Annotated in this window: 15 protein-coding genes, 1 tRNA gene, 2 rRNA genes and 4 pseudogenes (1 of these 22 only partly in view); 10 read left to right on the plus strand and 12 right to left on the minus strand. The window is 59.4% G+C overall.

Annotation, left to right across the window (positions count from 1 at the left end; translation table 11 throughout):
* Positions 1–51: 51 nt before the first annotated feature.
* On the minus strand, positions 52–285 hold the full coding sequence (locus tag FA04_RS25105; protein WP_034798317.1) for a DUF6429 family protein: 234 nt from the start codon (positions 283–285) through the stop codon (positions 52–54).
* A 232-nt stretch (positions 286–517) separates the two neighbouring features.
* On the opposite strand from FA04_RS25105, the gene FA04_RS25110 reads away from it, so the two are divergent.
* A complete protein-coding gene (locus FA04_RS25110) occupies positions 518–778 on the plus strand; it encodes a hypothetical protein (RefSeq protein WP_051659426.1) in 261 nt (86 codons plus the stop codon).
* A 45-nt stretch (positions 779–823) separates the two neighbouring features.
* Positions 824–1,195 (plus strand): hypothetical protein, encoded by a 372-nt coding sequence (locus FA04_RS25115; RefSeq protein ID WP_034798318.1) that lies wholly within the window; start codon positions 824–826, stop codon positions 1,193–1,195.
* A 238-nt stretch (positions 1,196–1,433) separates the two neighbouring features.
* Here the strand turns inward: FA04_RS25115 and FA04_RS25120 are convergent, their stop codons facing one another.
* From FA04_RS25120 to FA04_RS25140, 5 genes and pseudogenes are all read right to left on the minus strand, one after another.
* Complete coding sequence (locus tag FA04_RS25120; protein ID WP_034798320.1) at positions 1,434–1,646, minus strand: hypothetical protein; 213 nt, start codon at positions 1,644–1,646, stop codon at positions 1,434–1,436.
* Positions 1,643–2,797 (minus strand): DUF2092 domain-containing protein, encoded by a 1,155-nt coding sequence (locus FA04_RS25125; protein ID WP_034798322.1) that lies wholly within the window; start codon positions 2,795–2,797, stop codon positions 1,643–1,645. Before FA04_RS25125 ends, FA04_RS25120 begins: the two co-directional genes overlap by 4 nt.
* A 304-nt stretch (positions 2,798–3,101) precedes the next feature.
* Complete coding sequence (locus FA04_RS25130) at positions 3,102–3,524, minus strand: hypothetical protein (RefSeq protein ID WP_034798324.1); 423 nt, start codon at positions 3,522–3,524, stop codon at positions 3,102–3,104.
* 219 nt (positions 3,525–3,743) lie between these two features.
* Positions 3,744–4,550: pseudogene (locus FA04_RS25135) on the minus strand (aspartate-alanine antiporter-like transporter); the annotation flags it as partial.
* Positions 4,551–4,995: 445 nt separating this feature from the next.
* A pseudogene (locus tag FA04_RS25140) lies at positions 4,996–6,689 on the minus strand (SulP family inorganic anion transporter).
* A 456-nt stretch (positions 6,690–7,145) separates the two neighbouring features.
* Here FA04_RS25140 and FA04_RS34450 point away from each other — a divergent pair.
* The 7 genes from FA04_RS34450 (at position 7,146) to tnpC (ending at position 13,523) form a co-directional block, all read left to right on the plus strand.
* Positions 7,146–8,206, plus strand: a protein-coding gene (locus FA04_RS34450) for an IS630 family transposase (protein ID WP_181529624.1) whose coding sequence is annotated in 2 segments (ribosomal slippage) — positions 7,146–7,638 and positions 7,638–8,206 — 1,062 coding nt in all. Because the reading frame shifts where the segments join, the coding sequence is not laid out codon by codon here.
* 157 nt (positions 8,207–8,363) lie between these two features.
* The gene (locus tag FA04_RS25155) at positions 8,364–8,894 is read left to right on the plus strand and encodes a carbonic anhydrase (RefSeq protein WP_051659427.1); all 531 of its coding nucleotides are present in this window, start codon (positions 8,364–8,366) and stop codon (positions 8,892–8,894) included.
* Positions 8,882–9,292 carry a hypothetical protein gene (locus tag FA04_RS25160; RefSeq protein WP_034798330.1) on the plus strand — a complete coding sequence of 137 codons (411 nt, stop codon included), beginning with the start codon at positions 8,882–8,884 and terminating at the stop codon, positions 9,290–9,292. The genes FA04_RS25155 and FA04_RS25160 overlap by 13 nt, the downstream gene beginning before the upstream one ends.
* Positions 9,293–9,614: 322 nt before the next feature.
* Positions 9,615–10,733 carry an IS110 family RNA-guided transposase gene (locus FA04_RS25165; protein ID WP_034805409.1) on the plus strand — a complete coding sequence of 373 codons (1,119 nt, stop codon included), beginning with the start codon at positions 9,615–9,617 and terminating at the stop codon, positions 10,731–10,733.
* Positions 10,734–11,046: 313 nt separating this feature from the next.
* A complete protein-coding gene (tnpA, locus tag FA04_RS25170) occupies positions 11,047–11,442 on the plus strand; it encodes an IS66-like element accessory protein TnpA (RefSeq protein ID WP_034804356.1) in 396 nt (131 codons plus the stop codon).
* On the plus strand, positions 11,439–11,786 hold the full coding sequence (gene tnpB, locus FA04_RS25175; protein WP_034804361.1) for an IS66 family insertion sequence element accessory protein TnpB: 348 nt from the start codon (positions 11,439–11,441) through the stop codon (positions 11,784–11,786). Before tnpA ends, tnpB begins: the two co-directional genes overlap by 4 nt.
* Positions 11,787–11,831: 45 nt before the next feature.
* Complete coding sequence (tnpC, locus tag FA04_RS25180; RefSeq protein ID WP_335669018.1) at positions 11,832–13,523, plus strand: IS66 family transposase; 1,692 nt, start codon at positions 11,832–11,834, stop codon at positions 13,521–13,523.
* Positions 13,524–14,198: 675 nt separating this feature from the next.
* Here the strand turns inward: tnpC and FA04_RS36590 are convergent.
* From FA04_RS36590 to FA04_RS25200, 3 genes and pseudogenes are all read right to left on the minus strand, one after another.
* A pseudogene (locus FA04_RS36590) lies at positions 14,199–15,344 on the minus strand (recombinase family protein); the annotation flags it as partial.
* The gene (locus tag FA04_RS25195) at positions 15,331–15,510 is read right to left on the minus strand and encodes a hypothetical protein (RefSeq protein ID WP_034803546.1); all 180 of its coding nucleotides are present in this window, start codon (positions 15,508–15,510) and stop codon (positions 15,331–15,333) included. The gene FA04_RS25195 and the pseudogene FA04_RS36590, both read right to left, overlap by 14 nt.
* 436 nt (positions 15,511–15,946) lie before the next feature.
* Positions 15,947–17,085, minus strand: a protein-coding gene (locus FA04_RS25200) for an IS3 family transposase (RefSeq protein WP_167550716.1) whose coding sequence is annotated in 2 segments (ribosomal slippage) — positions 15,947–16,827 and positions 16,827–17,085 — 1,140 coding nt in all. Because the reading frame shifts where the segments join, the coding sequence is not laid out codon by codon here.
* 81 nt (positions 17,086–17,166) lie between these two features.
* Here FA04_RS25200 and FA04_RS35325 point away from each other — a divergent pair.
* A pseudogene (locus FA04_RS35325) lies at positions 17,167–17,337 on the plus strand (transposase domain-containing protein); the annotation flags it as partial.
* A gap of 156 nt (positions 17,338–17,493) precedes the next feature.
* Here FA04_RS35325 and FA04_RS25210 read toward each other — a convergent pair.
* From FA04_RS25210 to FA04_RS25220, 3 genes are all read right to left on the minus strand, one after another.
* Positions 17,494–17,570, minus strand: a tRNA-Met gene (locus tag FA04_RS25210).
* Positions 17,571–17,786: 216 nt separating this feature from the next.
* A 5S ribosomal RNA gene (gene rrf, locus FA04_RS25215) occupies positions 17,787–17,901 on the minus strand.
* Between the two features lie 172 nt (positions 17,902–18,073).
* Positions 18,074–20,358, minus strand: a 23S ribosomal RNA gene (locus FA04_RS25220) (it continues 511 nt past the right edge of the window).

The following is a 20,358-nucleotide window of genomic DNA, read 5'->3' on the forward strand; positions in this document are numbered from 1 at the left end:
CACCGTCTTATTGACGTCAATAAAGACAGTCAGTGCCACCGCAAGGGACGGCTATTGCGGCGGCCGCGTAAACAACTTCCGGAACAACGCTTCTGAATGCTCCAAACCTTCATCGGTGAGGATCAAAGACTTCGACTTGTTGACCGGGTCGCCGATCATGCCCTTCTTGTGAAGCCGATCCGTTGCTGCCCAGTCGAATCCCTTCCAGGCGCACCGCTCGTTATGCAGCGTCAGCCATAACAGCGCCAAAACGGCATCGTCGATCTTGTCCTCGTCGATCTCCATGAACCCACATTACCACGCGCGCCGGCCAAAATCCTGCGGCCCTGCTCGGATGGATACGATACGCTGCCCGTCCCGCCCATTGCAGCCGCAAACGGATGAGTGGCTGGGGTCACAGCAGGACAACAGGTCGCCCCTGTGTGTGCGGATTAAACGCCAAAAGCCCGCCGGATTTCTCCATGCGGGCTTTCTTTTGATTTGGTTGCGGGGTCACCGCTTCAATCGGAGGACCAGGATGGACAAGAGTTCTCGCGCAGTAGAAGATTTGCAGGGTTTGGCGGCAGTGACACGCCGCTTTCCGTCACGATCGCTGGAAATCAGGAGGCTGCTGCTCAGGGACGAGAACTTTCGCGGGATCTGCGCCGACCTGGCGGCAGTCGAAGACGCCCTTGCGTGCGTTGACAGACTACCTCTCCATCTGCGTGACGAACGTCGAGCCGAGTTCGAAGGCATGATTGAAAGCCTGGCTTCAGAGATTGAGCAAAGCTTGCGATAGCTGCAAGGCCAAGCTGACCGGCCGACGGGAACGCGAGGACCGCAAATGACCAGCATCAGCGGCGGCATTACCGGCACCGGACCATATTGGACACAGCCCCAGCCCATCTACCAGATTGAGCTGCATCCCTCGCTGCTTCGAGAGATCGAAGGGCGCAATGATAGCGGTGCATTCAAGGGCTACCTGGTGCAAATCTTCGACGACGTATCGTCCCCGCCGTCAGGGATTCTGGAAATCGCTCTGAACCCCAACGCAAAATGCGCTTGCGCAATCTATGAGGCCAAACGCTTGAGCCGGCCGCTGTCACGCCGATCATCCAACGCAGCGACAAAGCCAATCTGGTTTGAGGCAAGGACCCCGCAGCAGGCCGCAAACATTTTCTACCAGGCGATAGTCGACCAGGCTCATGACATCTAGCTTCGCTCGGTTTGAATGAGGCCGCAGACGCGCTCCATCTCTTTGTTTCCAAGCATTTCCCGAGGGAACCCCGCTTCGCACGTCTCCTGAAAATGCGCGCTATGCTGCGCCCGCCGCCCGTGACGGCAAGACTGTCGGAGACGAGCTGGCCGACCTTGAGACTTTCCGGAACGACCGTTGTCGACGTCCGGACTGCTGCCCCAGATCGGCCAGATCTGCCGAGCGGCCATACGCCCTTCTAGCAATTATAGACACCGGTGGCACAACGTCGGGTCGTGCGCCGCGCGGCCCCGGCCACGCTGACCGGGGTGAGCGGCCGGCCGACTTTGGCAACGGCATCCGAAGTGAAGGTTGGGATCGCCAGCATTGGCGCCTCCTTCGCCAGATCGCCGACACCAAGTAAGGCTGCCCAAACAAGACAGATGATTCCTGCGCGCTTAAGGACGGTCATTTCTTGTCTCCTACCATGAAGTTCTCTGGCAATTCACCCAGGCTGTGTTTGAGGTCGTTCACATCGATCTTTTCGGCATTCGTCGCATTCTTGAAGCCGAAATCACCGGGCGCAACGGCATCCCCGGATTTCCAATCCCTGATCTGGACGCTGTACTCAGGCCCGCCCTTCACCTGCCCGGAGGTTATGACCAGCCGGCAGGGATAGGGCTGTGCACCGTGAGCGATCCAGATCTGGAAATCGACATCGTCCTTGCGGAAGGCGAGAGAATCGCACTCCGTGCCATTGATGACACCGCTTCCCAGGTCCTTGGAATCATACACCCCTTCCATCAACGCGTCATATGCGCCGGTCAACAACAGGTCGGCGGCCGGCAAGGGCAAATCATACTTGTCCTTCAGCTCGTCGATCAGATGATCGACCGTGCCTGGAATTTCGACCTGCGTGTACTTGTTGAGGTTCTTGCCCAAGAGGGTCAGCGTCTTTCCATCGAAGAGCGCCTCGCTATCGACAAAACCGCCCGAACGGGTCGTGTGCACCTTGTCGGGCCGACTGAGGGTCACCGTCCCCGAGCTTGCCAGTCCGAGTTTCTGATCGCTGTTGGTAACGACCTGGAAATTGGAATCATAGGCGAACGACAGGGCATTCTGAGACGCTAGGTAGTCGGTCATGGCCTTGAGCAGTTTCTTGGCTTCGGCCGAGTCGGTGATCCGGACGAGCTCGACGCGACGGTTGAGAGCCCGGCCGTTGGCGGTTTCATTGCTGGCGATCGGCCGGGCCTGCCCAACGCCTCCCGCCGTCAGCCTGGCGGCATCGATGCCGCGTTCGACGAGAGCCGCCTTGATGACCTCTGCACGCTCGGTGGACAGGCGCAGGTTGGTCTCCTCATTCCCGCTGGAATCGGTATGGCCGACAATTCGCAAGCCCCACTCCGGGAAGTTCTTGAGCGCCGTCGCGATGTCATCAAGAAGCCCTTCCGCTCCAGGTCGCAGTGTCGCATTCGATATGGCGAAGCGCAAACCGTGAACATCGTACTGTTCTCTTGTCTGCAGCGCCTGTTCCATCGCTTCTCTGCTGTATTGCCTGGGTGGATCCTGCATGGTCTGAGCGAAGCTGGGGGCGGCCGCCAAAAGGGCAATCGTCAGGAGCATTGGTCTGACCATCCCGCGGTGCCACGACGTGACCCCGCCGGCTGTGTGCCCGATCCCTTTGTTTCCCTTGTGTTCGTGCATCTTTGTGGATGTGCTGAGCATCGAATGAATCCTTCTCCCAAACGTGTGAATTTGACTATCGCGCACTGCTTGTTGTTTCGAACAACATCTACGTCTGACTGTAGATACCTCGTCGGACATCTTGCGCCGACGCGAGCCGAGGCTGTGACTCGCGCAGCGAGAGCGGGTCGCATCACTTTGCGAACCGCAGTTGGCAGATCTGCTTCATGCCGAAAGGAGTGGCCTACTTGCCTTTCAGCGCGTTGAATGTATCCACATAACCGCGTCCGACCGCGCGGACGCCGCGACCAATGTCGTCATAAGCATCGTCGGGAAGATTGGCGAAGGAAACGCGTACGCTCCAGTTCGGCGCATCGAAGCGGTAGGAGTGGGTGAGCAACCCGTTGGAGATGCGACGCGCAAGTTTTGCCGCCCCGCCAGCATCGTTGGTGGCGATGCGCTCCGAGAGCGCGGAAAGCAATCGTCCACCCGGATAGGCGTGGTACTCCTCCGCCGGCGCGACTGCGGCGATCGCCGCCTCCAGCGCTGCCCGTTCGCCGCGGTTGGCGGCCCAGGCGTCTGCCAGTGTCGTGATCTCGCGCCAGTCGTCCGCACGACCCGAATGGACGAGCAGAAACTGATCAACATGTGCGGTCTTGTTTGGCATCACGCGCTCCCAACGCAGTTTCGAATAGGCTGCCCGCAGCCGCCGGTCGGCGGTTCTCACTCAGTGCTACAATTCCGGTCGCAACAAGGGACTGATACAGTTCGATAGCCGGCTTCAGATATCGTCGTTCCGGACTTCAAAAGACGCGACAGCAGACGCGCCGGCAGAGCGTTTCCCATTCAAACGAGATCGCAGAAACGCACTATCTCTTTGTTTTCACGCATGGATCACGGTCGTTGCCGTCGCATCCTCGATCTTTCCCCCGCGACGAATACGCTCGATGAAGACCCGCTGCTCGGGGATCATGGATTCGGCTTCATGTGCCGTCTTGCCGACGACCGGCCCGCCCTCTCGGACCCGATAGGCGCGCAGCTCGTAGTGATGCCAAGCGGTTCCCGCTCCGCCCACTTCCTTCTTGCCGCCCTGCTCCGCCTCGTAGCGTTTGCATTCCGCTTCCAGGTCGATACCCATGAGCGCGGGACCGATCAGGGCCAGCACGATGGCCGATCCGATCGTGCCGAAAATATAGGTGACCGCATAGGCGACCGGCATCGCGTCCAGCAACCGCTTGGTCTCTTCCGGTGCCAGACCGAGACGATTGATCGCGTCCGTTCCCAATCCCATCGACGCGGAAATGGTCTGGGATCCGGCATAGAGGCCAAGCGCAGAACCGACATCGTATCCGGCGATCTTGGCGGCGATATAGGGGGCACCGAGGCAAAAGACGCAGACAACCGCTGCGAATAATGCCTGCGGAAGACCGTCCTTGGCGATGCCCCGCACGAACTGCGGCCCGACGCCATAGCCGATCGCAAACAGGAACATCAGAAAGAACGTGGCCTTGAGCGGTGGCGATATGGTGATCCCGAGCTGCCCGATGATGACGGCCGCAATCAGCGTGGCGGTCACCGCACCAAGGCCGAGGCCTTTGTACGTGAACGAACCGAAGTAATATCCAAGCGCCAGTGAGAGAAATATTGCAATTTCGGGATAAGTACGAAGCGTGCTTACGAACCAGTCAACCATAGTTCTTCCCCCATCAACTCGGAAATCGGGAACCAGATCTGACTATTATCAAGTATAGATTATAGAAACCGATAGGATTGCCCGCGGCTGACCTCTCCTGACCAGAAAACCCGATCGATCCTGCCCTCTAGGTTCCTTTCATTGAGACTTGGTACAAATTCTCATCGCTATTTTGGCGAGAATACACCCTTCCTCACTCGTTGCAATGTGTTATTTAGCATAAAATAATATTATATCTGAAGTTTAAACCAGGATCATCGAGCGCGAAAGAAAACAGAATATTCGTGTATTGTTTTCACACACTTGAAGTACAATCGATGCGCCATGTCTCCCCGGGCTGGATCGGAAGATGCACTCCCTCGTTGCAGCTGCGTTCCACGCGTTGCTGCCCGAAAACAAGAAGACCGAAAGCGCGAAAACCTGCAGTCAGGCACTCTGCGAAACGTCAGGTCGGTGCCACACCCTCTGCGGGCGGTGGCGGCGCGGCCGCGAGGCTATCCTGGTAGCGGCGGATCCCGGCGCGCGTGTTGAAAAACATGCGGTCGGGGCCAAGCTGGTTGGCAAACCCTGATGTCCTGATATAGGCGAGCACATCCGGGTTGAGGCCTGCGAGCCAGAGCTTGATGCCCACCCGCGCCAGGCTTCGTTCGCCTTCGACGATCATCTGAAGTGCCGAGTATTCGATGTCGAAAACGCGGCTGAGGTCCAGCATCAGCACGCGCGGTTTTTGTTCATTGGCCAGCGCGCGAATTCGGTCGCCGACCTGCTGGGCGTTGACGAAGAAGAGCCTCCCTTCCGGGCGCAGGATCAACAGACCTTCGAAGGTTTCGTCATCCGGATGCTCTGCCGAAAGCGGCCGCAGGACGTCTTCGCCGCGTTTCCGGCCGACGACATGGACGCGCGGGTTTGCCGCCTGGCTCGCGAGGCCAACAAGCGACAGGGTAATCGCCACGAGAATGCCCTGGAGCGTGCCGAACAAAAGCACGCCGAGGAAGGCGGCAAGCGCCCAGCGAAACTCCATCCGGCGCACCTTGCGGATCGAGGCGAACTCGGTCGGGCTGATCAGGCCAACGGAATAGACGATGACGATGGCCGCGAGCACGGCCTGCGGCAGAAGACCGAGCAACGGTGCAAGAACGAGCATTGTCGCCGCCGCGGTCGCCGCCGTGACAAGCGAGGCCTTTTGCGTGCGCCCGCCGACTGCGCGCACCACCGCCGTCTGCGATGTCCCGCCGCCGGCCGGCATCGCGCCGAAAAGCCCGCCAGCCAGATTGGCAGCGCCGGTCGCCACAAGCTCGCGGTTTGGCCGGATAGGCGGTTCACCCGCAACCGCGAAAGCCCGACCAGCAGCAATCGTCTCGGTGAAGCTCATCAGGGCAATGCCACACGCACCAGGGATGAGCTGCAGGATCATGTTGATATCAGGCAACACCAGCGAAGGCAGAGCCTGGGGAATGTGCCCAACAGTGGCGACGCCGGCAGGGCCGAGACCCGCCATCCACGAAACGGCTATGCCCGCGGCGACGATAGCGAGCGGAGCCGGGGAATGCGGCCAACGGCTTTCAAGGAGGAGCAGGAGCACCAGCGCCGTAACTCCGACCGCGAATGTGACGAGCGACGTTTCGGGCAGATGCTGGACGAGGTTCACCGGAAGAAACCTTCCTTGGTAAAATGCAGCCCGAACAGTTTCGGCACCTGGTCCAGCACGATGACCAGACCGATCCCGGCCTTGAAGCCCGTAAGCACCGGCGACGAAATGAAATTGGCTACGAAACCCAGACGCAGGGCTGAAGCGGCGATCAAAAGCAGGCCTGTCAGCGCTGTCAGCGTTGCAGCCGCAACGAGCAGCCGGTCCGGGTTCCCGTCGGGCACGACCAGCGCAAGCTCGCTCGCAGTCAGGATCGCAAGGGTGGTCGTCGAACTGACGCTGAGCACCCGCGAGGTGCCGAGCAGGGCATAAACGATCATCGGCACGAAGGCGGTGTAGAGACCGACGCTGACGGGAAGGCCGGCAACGGTCGCATAGGCCATGGCCTTCGGCAACACCACTGCCGCGGCCGTCAGGCCGGCGATCATATCCAGGCGCAGTGTGCCGGAAGATGACGGGATGGGTTGGTCGGCATGCGTTAACGACACCATGATGCTGCCCTCTCACGGATGCGTGCCTGGTCGGAGCGGCCGAACCCTGCCCAACGAGCCCAGGCTCGTATGCTCCCCATGCCGGAGATCCCCCGGCCACACAATCTGAACACCGTCTTCGCCTTGCGTCCAGCGGAATTCCGCGCTTCGATTGCCGCGGCCGGCCCGAAGATGAGGGCCGAGCGCATTTCCTCGTGTCAGCGGGCGAGCCTTGCAGCTGCCCACCGCCCGCGGCGATGCCTTGCGGTGCGCAATGCGTTGCTTGAGGATTTTGGCTTGAGCGTTACTCCGCGGGCCCATGTTGAGGACGATTTGTCGTCGGGCGCACTTGGAAGAATCATGATTTGGCCAACTACGGAATCCCGTGGATCTAATACGCCGGCTCGCTGACCTCGACTCTTTGGCCTTCCCAAAGCGCGGTGAATCTGAATCTCTGGTGCAAACCGGCGGTCTGCGATGCGATCAGGGATTTCATTACGTGACGATTTTGATGGAGAAGGTCTGCGGCGACTGGCGCGGCAGACGAAGGACGCAGCCCAGGCACGACGTCTGTTGGCACTCGCGTCGATCTACGATGGAGGCTCGCGTTCCGATGCCGCCCGCCTCGGCAACGTCACGCTCCAAATTGTCCGGGACTGGGTCATGCGGTTCAACGAACGCGGTCCCCAAGGCCTGATCAATGGCAAGGCTCCCGGCCCGCAGTCGCGCTTGAACGATCAGCAGCGTGCGGCCCTGGCGCAGACCATCGAGCGTGGGCCGACACCCTATCTCGACGGCGTTGTTCGCTGGCGTCTGTGCGACCTGGCTCAATGGCTTTGGGAAGAGTTTCGCGTTTCGGTAAGCGAGCAAACGCTGAGCCGCGAAGTACGGGCCATGGGCTATCGCAAGCTGGCTGCCCGGCCCAAACATCACGCTCAAGACCCTCAAGCCATTGAGGATTTTAAAAAAGTTTCCCCGCTGCAGTGGCACAGATTGCCGCCGGAGCAGCCCGAGGAAAACGGATAGAGATTTGGTTCGAGGATGAGGCCCGTATCGGGCAAAAGAACAAGATCACGCGCCGTTGGGCCAGGCGCGGAACACGGCCTTCAGCACCGCACGATCAGCGCACAAGGTCGGCCTACATCTTCGGCGCAATCTGCCCGAAGCTCGGCAAGGCGGCGGCGCTGGTCATGCCATGGTGCGACACCTACGCAATGACCCAGCATCTGGCCGAAATCGCCCGGCACGTCGATCGCGACGCGCACGCTATTCTCATCATGGACCAGGCAGGCTGGCACATGTCCAACAATCTCGTCGTGCCCGAAAACATCACCATCCTGCCATTGCCGCCGAAGTCGCCGGAGCTCAACCCGGTCGAAAACCTCTGGCACTTCATGCGCGACAACTGGCTCTCAAACCGCATCTTCAAATCTTACGACGACATCGTCGATCATTGCTGCGATGCCTGGCGAATGCTCGAAAGCCAGCCCTGGCGCATCATGTCTATCGGTCGCAGAGAGTGGGCCAATGAGTTTTGATCAGTGAGGGGCCGTATAATTCATCAAGCGCCGGTATTGGCCGTATGACACGCTCGGCTTGCTTTAGAGGTGCACCGACGCGTGAAAGTGTTAATGTCGAAAATCACCGATTTGCATTGCCGCCCCTGGTTCGATCATTGTCGAAGGAGACTGCAAGATGGCAAAGAAGCTGCTCGGAGGCGCCTCGAAGGAGGATCCGACCTGGTTGGCCGAAGTGACATACCGGTTCGCGTTCGATGCTGTGTATAGGCCCTTACCACCGGATGCGAACGCCGCCCGGTCGAGACTTGAGTCTGGAAACCGGGCCTTCGCTGCGCTCCTTGACCGGATGACCACATCGCCACCCGCAAAGCTGAACATCGCCGTGGACCCGCATGATGTCGGCCTTCTTCCTGGGCGTAGCGCGGCACCCAAACAACAGCCGTTTGCGGCAGTTGTCGGCTGTGCCGATGCGCGGGTTCCGGTCGAGCTGATCTTTTCCGAAGGCCCGAACGACCTGTTTGTCGTCAGGGTGGCCGGCAATGGTCTGGGTGACGACGTCACGGCCAGTCTGAGCTATGCGGTTGATCACCTCAAGGATAGCCTGCGCACGATAGTCGTCCTCGGCCACAGTGGATGCGGGGCAGTTTCGGCGGCCGTCGACGTCTATCTTGAGCTCTTGAGCCAGCAAAATACATGCAGATCATGACGCAGAAGGATCTGCGTCAGATCCTGGACAGCATACTGATCGTCATCCAGCTTGGCGCAACCTGGCTGGAGCGGGTGTATGGGACAGAGGTCGTACGCCGGCCGGGATATCGGACCACACTGATTGAGGTTGCGATCGCGCTGAACGCGGCGCTGACCGGATATGGCATGCGCTCGCGTCTTAACTTGGCCGCCGGCGGCGAAATTGAAGTCGCATACGGCGTCTATCTCCTGGAGGAGCGGCTTGTGTGGTCGCCAAGAGGAGAGAACCCGGATTGGTTTCATTTGTCCGCCGCACCAAAAGACCCGGATGAGTTCGTCATATTGTGCGACCTCCTGATGTCGTGTCCTCGGGTAATAGATTTGCTTGATACCACTCCAAAAGCAGGGCCGCACTAGAAGTGCGTGTGCGTGTGCGCGGGTGCCTGGACTGCCGATCTGCGATTGTCTCAATCTCAACAATGGATTGAGGGATGCGATGGCGCGTCGGCGCATTGGTTAGGAATAGTTCGGCTTTGCCCTTGGCGCTGCCGGCATTCATCTTCTGAATGGTACCCCTCCGGTGATGGCCGCCTTGCTGAGTTAGGCTGAGGGCTGCAAGTCCTAGTGCAAACACTAGACCGTATGTTCGTCGCGTGAAGGCGGCTCGCCCCGATTATGCTGCGTGCGGGGATTGCTCTGGATGGGCCAGAGCGGAGCCCCAAGCTTAGCGAGGGCGAACATGAAGGAAAATAACGCAATATTCGTCGGGCTGGACGTTTCAAAACTGAAGATTTCCGTCGCGGCGGCGGAGGGAGAGCGCAGTGGCGAGGTCCGTTTTCTGGGCGACATTTCCTCAGAGCCCGCATCAGTGGCCGCGTTGGTCCGCAAGCTCTCCAAGCCCGCACGTACACTTCACTTTTGTTACGAGGCGGGTCCTACAGGTTACGGTCTCTACCGCCAGATCGTGGAATTGGGACATGAATGCGCTGTAGTGGCTCCGTCCCTTATTCCCAAGCGCCCAGGCGACAGGGTGAAGACAAATCGTCGGGATGCAATGAGCTTGGCACGGCTGCATCGTGCGGGCGAATTGACGCCGGTCTGGGTTCCTGACGAAAGCCACGAGGCTATGCGCGATCTGGTGCGTGCACGCGATGCGGCCCAAGAAGTGCTGAAGCAATTGCGCCAACAGCTCCAGTCCTTTTTACTTCGTCACGGCCGCATTTATACAGGGCGCAAGCCGTGGACACGGGCGCATGCCCGCTGGCTGGCGGACCAGGCCTTCGAACATCACGCCCATCACATTCTGCTCGCGGAATATTGCCAGGCTATTGACGACGCCACAGTGCGCCTGGATCGGTTGAACAAGCTTGTCACTGACACCGCGGCATCCTGGTCTATGGCTCCGGTGGTGGCTGCCTACCAAGCAATGCGCGGCGTGGCGTTCATGACAGCGGTCACCTTCGTGGTCGAAATCGGCGATGTACGTCGTTTCGACAACCCTCGTCAGCTAATGGCATATCTAGGCTTGGTGCCGTCAGAAAGCTCGACGGGCGAACGCATCAAACGTGGCGGGATCACCAAAGCGGGCAACATCCGGGCGCGCCGCGCACTCATAGAAGGGGCTTGGACATATCGCTACCCGGCGCGTGTGAGCCCGACGATCCAGGCTCGGCTTGTAGGCCTGCCGAAGGTGGTCCGGGACATAGCGTGGAAGGGACAGGTGCGGCTTTGCACGCGTTATCGCCGGCTAATCAGCGCCGGCAAGGCAAAGACAGTCGCGGTAACCGCTATCGCGCGGGAAATGGCGGCTTTCCTATGGGCGATTGGACAAGAGGTTGCGCCGCTCGGGAAGTTTTAGACCGGTAGTCAGCCCAAAGTAGGCGCGCCAAAACCATCTGTTTGTTGAACAAAGTTGGAGGCAGGGCCCCGGTGGGGAACCCTCGATACTCCTATGTGGCAGAGACATCCAGGCCCGACACTAGACAGAGGCAGCCCCAGACGAACATACGGAAATGCGGTATCCAGCCCGCGAATGAGAGTATGCCAGCCGTCGTCGAAGCGCCCTGTCTCCTGCTTTGTTCAATAACTCCGAGCATTTGCCTTTCGTCGCCAGACGAAAAGGGGAAGCCATGCCCGGCTGACTTGCAAATGAACATAAGAGGAGTAGTCCTATGACGAAGCATCAGATTGAGGTCATTACGTCGGTCGAGCGGCGTCGGCGCTGGTCTCGGGAACAGAAGGAGCGGCTGGTCGCGGCGACGCTTGAGCCAGGCGCAAGTGTTTCAGAGATCGCTCACTCGGCTGGCATCCATGTGAGCCAGCTCTTCCGCTGGCGCAAGGAGCTCTGCCAAATCTCTGCGCCGTCCGTCCCGCGCCTCGTTCCGGTGGAGGTCGTCGAAGCGCTGCCAGCGCCGGCGATCCCGGCCGAGCCGCCGCCGGTCTGCCGGGCGCGCAAGAAGGCAAGCATCGTCACGATCGAGCTTGGCGGTGGGCGTCGCCTCCGGGTCGAGAGCGACATCGATACCGATGCGCTCGGCCGGATTCTTGATGTGCTGGAGCGGCGATGATCCCGGTCCCGAGCGGTGTAAAGGTCTGGCTGGCGACGGGCTATACCGACATGCGCAGAGGCTTTCCCGGCCTGTCGCTGATGGTGCAGGAAACGTTGAAGCGCGATCCGATGAGCGGCCATCTCTTCGTCTTCCGGGGCCGGAGCGGCGGCCTGATCAAGGTGATCTGGCACGACGGCCAGGGTGCCTGCCTCTTTACGAAGAAGCTCGAGCGCGGGCGGTTCATATGGCCGTCCGTGGCCGACGGCACGGTGGTGATTACGCCGGCGCAGCTCGGTTACTTGCTCGAAGGCATCGACTGGCGAATGCCGCAAAAAACCTGGCGTCCGAGCTCGGCGGGATGAGCAAAACCGCTGGTCTGGCGGGAGCGAATATGATTCCATCCCGCCATGACCGATGCGGCCGATCAGCTTCCCGACGACCTTGCCAGCGCGCACGCGATGATCCTCGCCGAGCGTGCGGCTCGCCGTGAGGCGGAAGCGCTTGCCGCCCGCGCCCAGGCGGTGAACTCGCACTCGGATGCGCTGATCGCCCGGCTCCGGCTGGAGATCGAGAAGCTGAAGCGCGACATCCATGGCAGCCGCTCGGAGCGCAAGGCCCGGCTCCTCGAGCAGATGGAATTGCAGCTCGAGGAGCTGGAGGCCAACGCCAGCGAAGACGAACTGGCGGCCGAGATGGCGGCACGGTCCTCGGCGGTCAGGGCCTTCGAGCGCAAGCGTCCGTCCAGGAAGCCGTTTCCCGAGCATCTGCCGCGCGAGCGCGTCGTCATCGCCGCGTCGGCGAGCTGCCCGTGCTGCGGTTCTGGCAAGCTGGCAAAGCTTGGCGAGGACATCACCGAGACGCTGGAGGTAATCCCGCGTCAGTGGAAGGTGATCCAGACGGTGCGCGAGAAGTTCTCCTGCCGCGCATGCGAGAAGATCACCCAGCCGCCCGCGCCCTTCCATGTGACGCCGCGCGGCTTCGCCGGGCCGAATCTCTTGGCGATGATCCTGTTCGAGAAGTTCGCCCAGCACCAGCCGCTGAACCGGCAAAGCGAACGCTATGCCCGCGAGGGCATCGACCTCAGCCTGTCGACACTGGCCGACCAAGTCGGGGCTTGTGCCGCGGCGCTGAAGCCGCTGCATGCGCTGATCGAGGCGCATGTGCTGACCGCCGAGCGTCTGCATGGTGACGACACCACCGTGCCGATCCTGGCGAAGGGCAAGACCGATACCGGTCGCATCTGGACCTATGTCAGGGAAGACCGGCCGTTCGGCGGACAATCACCGCCGGCCGCACTCTACTATGCCTCGCGCGACCGGCGGCAGGAGCATCCCGAGCGTCATCTGAAGAGCTTCACCGGCATTCTGCAGGCCGACGCCTATGGCGGCTACAACCCGCTGTTCAAGGTGGATCGCGATCCCGGTCCGCTGACGCAGGCGCTGTGCTGGGCGCATTCGCGCCGCAAGTTCTTCGTGCTTGCCGACATCGCCACCAATGCGAAGCGCGGCAAGAACGCCGCGCCGATCTCACCTATCGCGCTCGAGGCGGTCAAACGCATCGACGCCCTATTCGATATCGAGCGTGAGATCAACGGACTGGCCGCCGACGAACGCCTGCAACGACGTCGCCGCGACAGTCAGCCACTCGCCACAGAACTCCAAGAGTGGCTGCGGGCCGAGCGGGCAAAGCTGTCGCGCAGTTCTCCGGTTGCCGAGCCAATCGACTATATTCTGAAGCGCTGGGAGGGCTTCACGTCTTTCCTCGGTGACGGCCGGATCTGCCTCACCAACAACGCCGCCGAACGGGCGCTGCGTGGCTTCGCCGGACCTGAGTCATTGTGCACTCCCTCTCTAAGTGTCTGTAAACATTGGAAGCGTCTCCGTGTCAGTGGTGCGACACGGGCGACCCTTTCGGGCTATCGCGGCCTGAACCGTCGCGGAAGTAAGGTCGCTGGCGCGGATTTGATACGGCGCGCCGGGAACCACCTGCTCGGCAGACAACACGTTCGTCTTGATAAGGTGGCGTATTCTGTGGTTCGTCACGCCCAAAGTCGCCGCCGCCTCTGTCATGGTAAGCCATTCGCCCTCTTTATCGGCTGATTTGTACGCGTGAATGGCACGGACCCGCCTTACGGAAGCGACACGGTGTGCGGTCCAGGTTTTTCCTTGACCCGTGGGCATACCCATTCGATTGAGCGACGCGGCGATATGTTCATCGGGCCAGCGTCCTGCCATGCTCCGCATCACTGCCAAAGCATCTTCCGTTGTGGCGCAACCGTGTTCACCGCTCTGAGGCTTGCGCACTCTCAGTTCCGAGTGCTGACCGCCTTTCCAGTGGATTGTCAGCACCACGTCGCGCACTTCATCGTCAACATCGACAACAATGTCGGCGATCAATGTACGCAGCAGTTGCTGGCGCACGCGCATGGTGACATCCGGCGACTCCCAGGCCGCCTGCAGATTGTCGGCGAGGTTTGCGAAAGTGCCTGTGTCAACTTCGATGGTTGAAGGACTATCTGCAGGCTTGCGCACTTCCAGATCACGGACGCGGCGTAGCGCCGTTTCCCAATTCTTCTCAAGCTGTGCAGCAATCAGGCGGTTGTCTGGATCGCATGCCGCATAGCGGCGCTCGGCGAGGCTTGCCTCGTAGCGGGCCTGCCGCAGTTCCAGATCGTGAATGTGGCGCTGTTCTTCCTGTCGCTCCCGGTGCATCCGCTCTGCTTCAAAAGTCGCCTCGATCGCTAGTGGTTCTACCGCGCGCAACAACTCGCGCGCAACCGCCGCATCGACCTTCGAGCCGCCGAACGTCATGCAACGGGGCAAGCCCATCATCAGGTTCTGTTTATAGCAGCGATAGACAGGATTTTGTGGATTTCCCGTATAGGCAACACTCAGTCGCCGTCCACACCGTCCGCAAGTCAGGAGACCCGACAACAACGCTTTGCCGCCGCGGCCCGATTTGGTTCCGCCCGAACGGCCATAATTGTTGAGCGCCAGTTGCTGTTGGTTGCGCTCGTACTCTTCCCAACTGATGTAACCTTCGTGATGGTCCCGGATCATCACTTCCCAGGTGCCGGCCGGCTTGCCGTGCCCGTAGCTGCGCCGCGCCCTCCCATCGACGATGGCTGTCCGCTTCTCGCTCTTTCCATAGACGTAGACGCCGGCATAGAAGGGGTTCTTCAGGATGCCGATGACATTCCGGTAACGGACTGGCGTCCAGACAAAGTTGGTCATGCGACCTTCGTCCGACGGCCGCGGGAAGTGGATATTGTCCCGTGTCATCGACAATAGCACCTGGCGTGCGCTTCCAAGCTCACGGAAGCGTGCGAAGATGGACCGGATCACGTCCTGCAGCCGCAAATCCGGATCAAGCCCGAGCCCCGCCTCTCGATGCCAAATGTACCCGAACGGAACGGAAAGTCGCAGTTCGCCACGGCGCGCCTTCGATCTGGCGGCATCGAGCATCCGGGCTCTCAGCACGCCCAGTTCGAACTCGCTGATACTGCCCTTCATTCCCAGCAGCAGCCGATCGTTGGGTCGACACGGATTGTAGACGCCGTCATGGTCAATGACGCGGGCTTCGACCAGGCCGCATAGTTCGAGCAGGTGATGCCAGTCCCGACCGTTGCGCGCAAGCCGTGAAGCATCGAAGCATAAGACGGCACCAACTTGGCCAACGCATAAAAGGGCGACAAGACGGTCGAAACCAGGGCGCGCGACAGTTCCGTTGGCAGAGCGCCCGAGGTCGTCGTCGATGGTCTCGATGTCGCTGAAGCCGTGTTGTCGCGCAACGTCAACAAGATCATACTGCCGTCGCTGGCTTTCCAGATTTGTCATGACCTGCGATTGCGAGGACTGCCGTACGTAGACGATGGCTTTGCGCGCGAGCAGCGCTGTCGGAATCAAATCAGTGTTGCTCATCGTTGAGCTCCTCGACGACGAGGCCTGCGGCCTGCATCAGCAGGCAAGCCAGCGTTGAAATCGCCTTCGTGCGATCCTTGTCGCTCAGTCCGTCGAGCATCCGGGTTTTGAATATCAGGTCGAGCTGCCGGCCCGACGCCGGCACCAGCGTATTGCGGGATCTCATCATGGTCCTCCTGAGTGATTCTACGTCCACTTCGGAAGGGTGCCGCTTTGGTGCCGCCAGAGACCAGCCTGTTCAATTCGATTAGCGTCGCAAGATCGACGCGTGGCGTTCCCATGGTCATGCCGCGGCAGACCAAGGGATCGATCATCCACCCTGAGATCGCGATGACGACACCTGTCGGCCCCAGAACCTTCAAAAACCGGCCTGTCGCTCGTTCTTCAACACGGCGAATGGAAACCCTCTGGCCAAAATAAGGATGCCAGCGATAAACAACCTCAACTTCATCGCCGACATGGGCAGAATGAACGGGGCATTGCCCTCGGCAGAAAGGCATGGCTCTTCGCCGGCTCCGATCGCGGCGCTGATCGCGCCGCCAGAGGTGGCTCGGTTTGTCTGAACAGTTTCGGGCGTTTTTCTAAGTGGATTTCCGCCTCGATTATGCTGCCACCATCATTGGTGCCAGCGCGTTGAAGTAGGCCTGATCCGGTGTCTGCCGGTCAAGGGATGAATGTGGGCGTCGGCTATTGTAAAAGCTGAGATATCGGCCAATGCCGACGCGGGCCCCGGACACGGTCTTGTAGGCGTGGAGGTAGACCTCCTCATATTTGATCGAACGCCAGATCCGTTCAACGAACACGTTGTCCCGCCACGCACCCTTGCCATCCATCGAGATGGCGATTTCGGCCCTCTTCAGCACCGCCGTGAAGTCTATGGATGTGAACTGCGATCCCTGGTCCGTATTGAAGATGTCGGGTTTGCCATAACGGACCAGAGCTTCCTCGACTGCTTCGATACAGAAGGCCGCTTCCATCGTAATCGACAGCCGCCATGAGAGAACCCTCCGGCTGAACCAGTCCACGACGGCGCAGAGATAGACGAAGCCGCGAGCCATCGGAATATATGTCAGGTCCATCGCCCAGACCTGGTTGGGCCGGGTGACCGCCAACTTGCGCAGGAGGTAGGGATAGATTTTGTGTCCAGGCGCTGGTTTGGAGGTGTTCGGCCGACGGTAGATCGCTTCGATGCCCATCTTTTTCATCAGCGTGGCGACGTGCAGCCGCCCAGCCTCCAGCCCTTCTCCCTTCAAGAGCCCTTGCAACATCCGACTTCCGGCAAACGGGTAGTCGAGATGCAATTCGTCAATCCGGCGCATCAGGGCCAAATCCCCGTCAGACATCGGACGAGGCAGATAATAGACGCTGCCCCGGCTGAAGCCGAGAAGCTTCGCCTGGCGCACGACCGACAGTTTATGCTCGCGGTCGATCATTTCTTTCCGCCCAGCAATCCCGCCTTGCCGAGCGCACCGGATAAAAAATCGTTCTCCAGTGTCAGTTCGCCGATCTTGGCATGAAGGGTTTTGACATCGACGGTTGGTCCCGCCGGTTCCGCCTTGGTTTCATCGCCAAAAACGCCTGTCGCCCCCTCAAGGAGCTGGTCTTTCCACTGTTTGATCTGGTTGGCGTGCACATCGAACTGCTGGGATAATTCCACCAGCGTCTGCTCGCCTCGGATGGCGGCAAGTGCCACCTTCGCCTTGAAAGCCGGGCTATGGTTCCGGCGCGGTCGTCTCGTCATGGCATCTCCTGTTCCCGGCATCTAAGCCGAAGTCAGGCAGAAATTCCACTTATCCCCGCTGTTCAGATTTCCCGAGCCACCTCTGCCTTCATGGCAACGCTGATCACGAGCGCCAAGCTCAATGACGTCGATCCGCAGGCCTGGCTTGCCGACGTCCTCGCTCGTGTCGCGGACACGCCGATCACTAAGCTCGAGCAATTGCTCCCGTGGAATTGGCAGCCACCGAAGTCCCTACAACATCAGGCTGCCTAACCTGCGGCCCTGGCCGGATGGTTACGCAGCACGAGTATCTGGAACGGCTGCGGGCCGGCGAGATTGACACGGAGCAGAAACAAAAAAAGCTCCTCGACGCTTACGCGGAGGAGCTTTCGTTGAAACGACTTGAATGGCAAAATATTCAAGTGTCGGTGGTTGCGGGGGCAGGATTTGAACCTGCGGCCTTCAGGTTATGAGCCTGACGAGCTACCGGGCTGCTCCACCCCGCGTCCAGCGCAAATCCCTTTGGGATTTGGCGCGGTAGCGTAAACCGCTTGGCGGTTTATGCTTTTTCCGGTCCGGGTTTTGCGAAGCAAAATCCCGTTGTGTGTTTCGATTTTACCTACGCAAAAAGGCCGCTTGGTGGCGGCCCTTGCGTTTCGGCTGGGCCGAGGCATGAAGAGAAGGTGATCTTTGTTTTCCGGATTTTATCTTGCGATTTGCAGACCTGGCAGCGACCTACTCTCCCGCGTCTTAAGACGAAGTACCATCGGCGCTGGGGCGTTTCACGGCCGTGTTCGGAATGGGAACGGGTGCAGCCACCCCGCCAGAACCACCAGGTCGGCAAAGCGCAAGATTTGCGTCTAGCGGACGCAAACCGGATGAGAAGCTGGTGAGGTCGGCGTAAACCGCTTGCGGTTTATCGCCTTCACTCGTTTTGTTTTGAACACGTCGCTCATCTTGTTCGGACGAATGCGTTGCATTCGCCTTGTGATGAGCATGAGCAATGGGAACGATCAAGCCAATCGAACGATTAGTACTGGTAAGCTTCATGCGTTGCCGCACTTCCACACCCAGCCTATCAACGTGGTCGTCTTCCACGGTTCTCAAGGGAATACTCGTTTTCAGGTTGGTTTCCCGCTTAGATGCCTTCAGCGGTTATCCATTCCATATATAGCTACCCTGCTATGCCCTTGGCAGGACAACAGGTCCACCAGAGATATGTCCATCCCGGTCCTCTCGTACTAGGGACAGATCCTGTCAATATTCCTACACCCACGGCAGATAGGGACCGAACTGTCTCACGACGTTCTGAACCCAGCTCACGTACCGCTTTAATTGGCGAACAGCCAAACCCTTGGGACCTGCTCCAGCCCCAGGATGCGATGAGCCGACATCGAGGTGCCAAACAACCCCGTCGATATGGACTCTTGGGGGTCATCAGCCTGTTATCCCCGGCGTACCTTTTATCCGTTGAGCGATGGCCCTTCCACGCGGGACCACCGGATCACTATGACCGACTTTCGTCTCTGCTCGACTTGTCAGTCTCGCAGTCAGGCGGGCTTATGCCATTGCACTCGACGACCGATTTCCGACCGGTCTGAGCCCACCATCGCGCGCCTCCGTTACTCTTTCGGAGGCGACCGCCCCAGTCAAACTACCCACCATACACTGTCCCGGATCCGGATAACGGACCGCGGTTAGACATCCATGACGATAAGGGTGGTATTTCAAGGATGGCTCCACAAGAACTGGCGTCCCTGCTTCAAAGCCTACCACCTATCCTACACATGCCGACACGAATGCCAGTGTAAAGCTATAGTAAAGGTGCACGGGGTCTTTCCGTCTGACCGCAGGAACCCCGCATCTTCACGGGGAATTCAATTTCACTGAGTCTATGCTGGAGACAGCGGGGAAGTCGTTACGCCATTCGTGCAGGTCGGAACTTACCCGACAAGGAATTTCGCTACCTTAGGACCGTTATAGTTACGGCCGCCGTTTACTGGGGCTTCGATTCAGAGCTTGCACCCCTCCTCTTAACCTTCCAGCACCGGGCAGGCGTCAGACCCTATACGTCGTCTTGCGACTTCGCAGAGCCCTGTGTTTTTGATAAACAGTCGCTACCCCCTGGTCTGTGCCACCCCAACAGACTTGCGTCCCTTGGGGTCACGCTTCTTCCGAAGTTACGCGTGCAATTTGCCGAGTTCCTTCAGCATAGTTCTCTCAAGCGCCTTGGTATACTCTACCTGACCACCTGTGTCGGTTTCGGGTACGGTCTATACGGTGGAGCTATTTCCTGGAACCGCGTCCCCGCCCACACAATCCAATAAGTGTGAACAAGTTAAGCGATCCGTCACTACCACCAGGCCCACGAATATTAACGTGGTTCCCATCGACTACGCGTGTCCGCCTCGTCTTAGGGGCCGGCTAACCCTGCTCAGATTAACTTTAAGCAGGAACCCTTGGTCTTTCGGCGAGAGGGTCTCTCACCCTCTTTATCGTTACTCATGTCAACATTCGCACTTCCGATACCTCCAGGACCCCTCACGGGTATCCCTTCACAGGCTTACGGAACGCTCCGCTACCACACGTCTTGCGACGTATCCTCAGCTTCGGTGCATGGCTTTAGCCCCGTTACATTTTCGGCGCAAAGACCCTTATTTAGACCAGTGAGCTGTTACGCTTTCTTTAAATGATGGCTGCTTCTAAGCCAACATCCTGGTTGTTTTGGGATCCTCACATCCTTTCCCACTTAGCCATGACTTGGGGACCTTAGCTGGAGGTCAGGGTTGTTGCCCTTTTCACGACGGACGTTAGCACCCGCCGTGTGTCTGCCGACTAGTACTCCTCGGTATTCGGAGTTTGGTTAGGATCAGTAAGACGGTGAGTCCCCATAGCCCATCCAGTGCTCTACCCCCGAGGGTATTCGGTCGACGCACTACCTAAATAGTTTTCGCGGAGAACCAGCTATTTCCGAGTTTGATTGGCCTTTCACCCCTAACCACAAGTCATCCCAATCTATTGCAACAGATGCGGGTTCGGTCCTCCAGTTGGTGTTACCCAACCTTCAACCTGCTCATGGCTAGATCACTCGGTTTCGGGTCTAATGCGACGAACTGAACGCCCTGTTCAGACTCGCTTTCGCTGCGCCTTCACCTATCGGCTTAAGCTTGCTCGTCACACTAAGTCGTTGACCCATTATACAAAAGGTACGCTGTCACCCTTGCGGGCTCCAACTGTTTGTAGGCATCCGGTTTCAGGTTCTATTTCACTCCCCTTGTCGGGGTGCTTTTCACC

The organism is Ensifer adhaerens (genome assembly GCF_000697965.2).
Taxonomy (GTDB): domain Bacteria; phylum Pseudomonadota; class Alphaproteobacteria; order Rhizobiales; family Rhizobiaceae; genus Ensifer; species Ensifer adhaerens.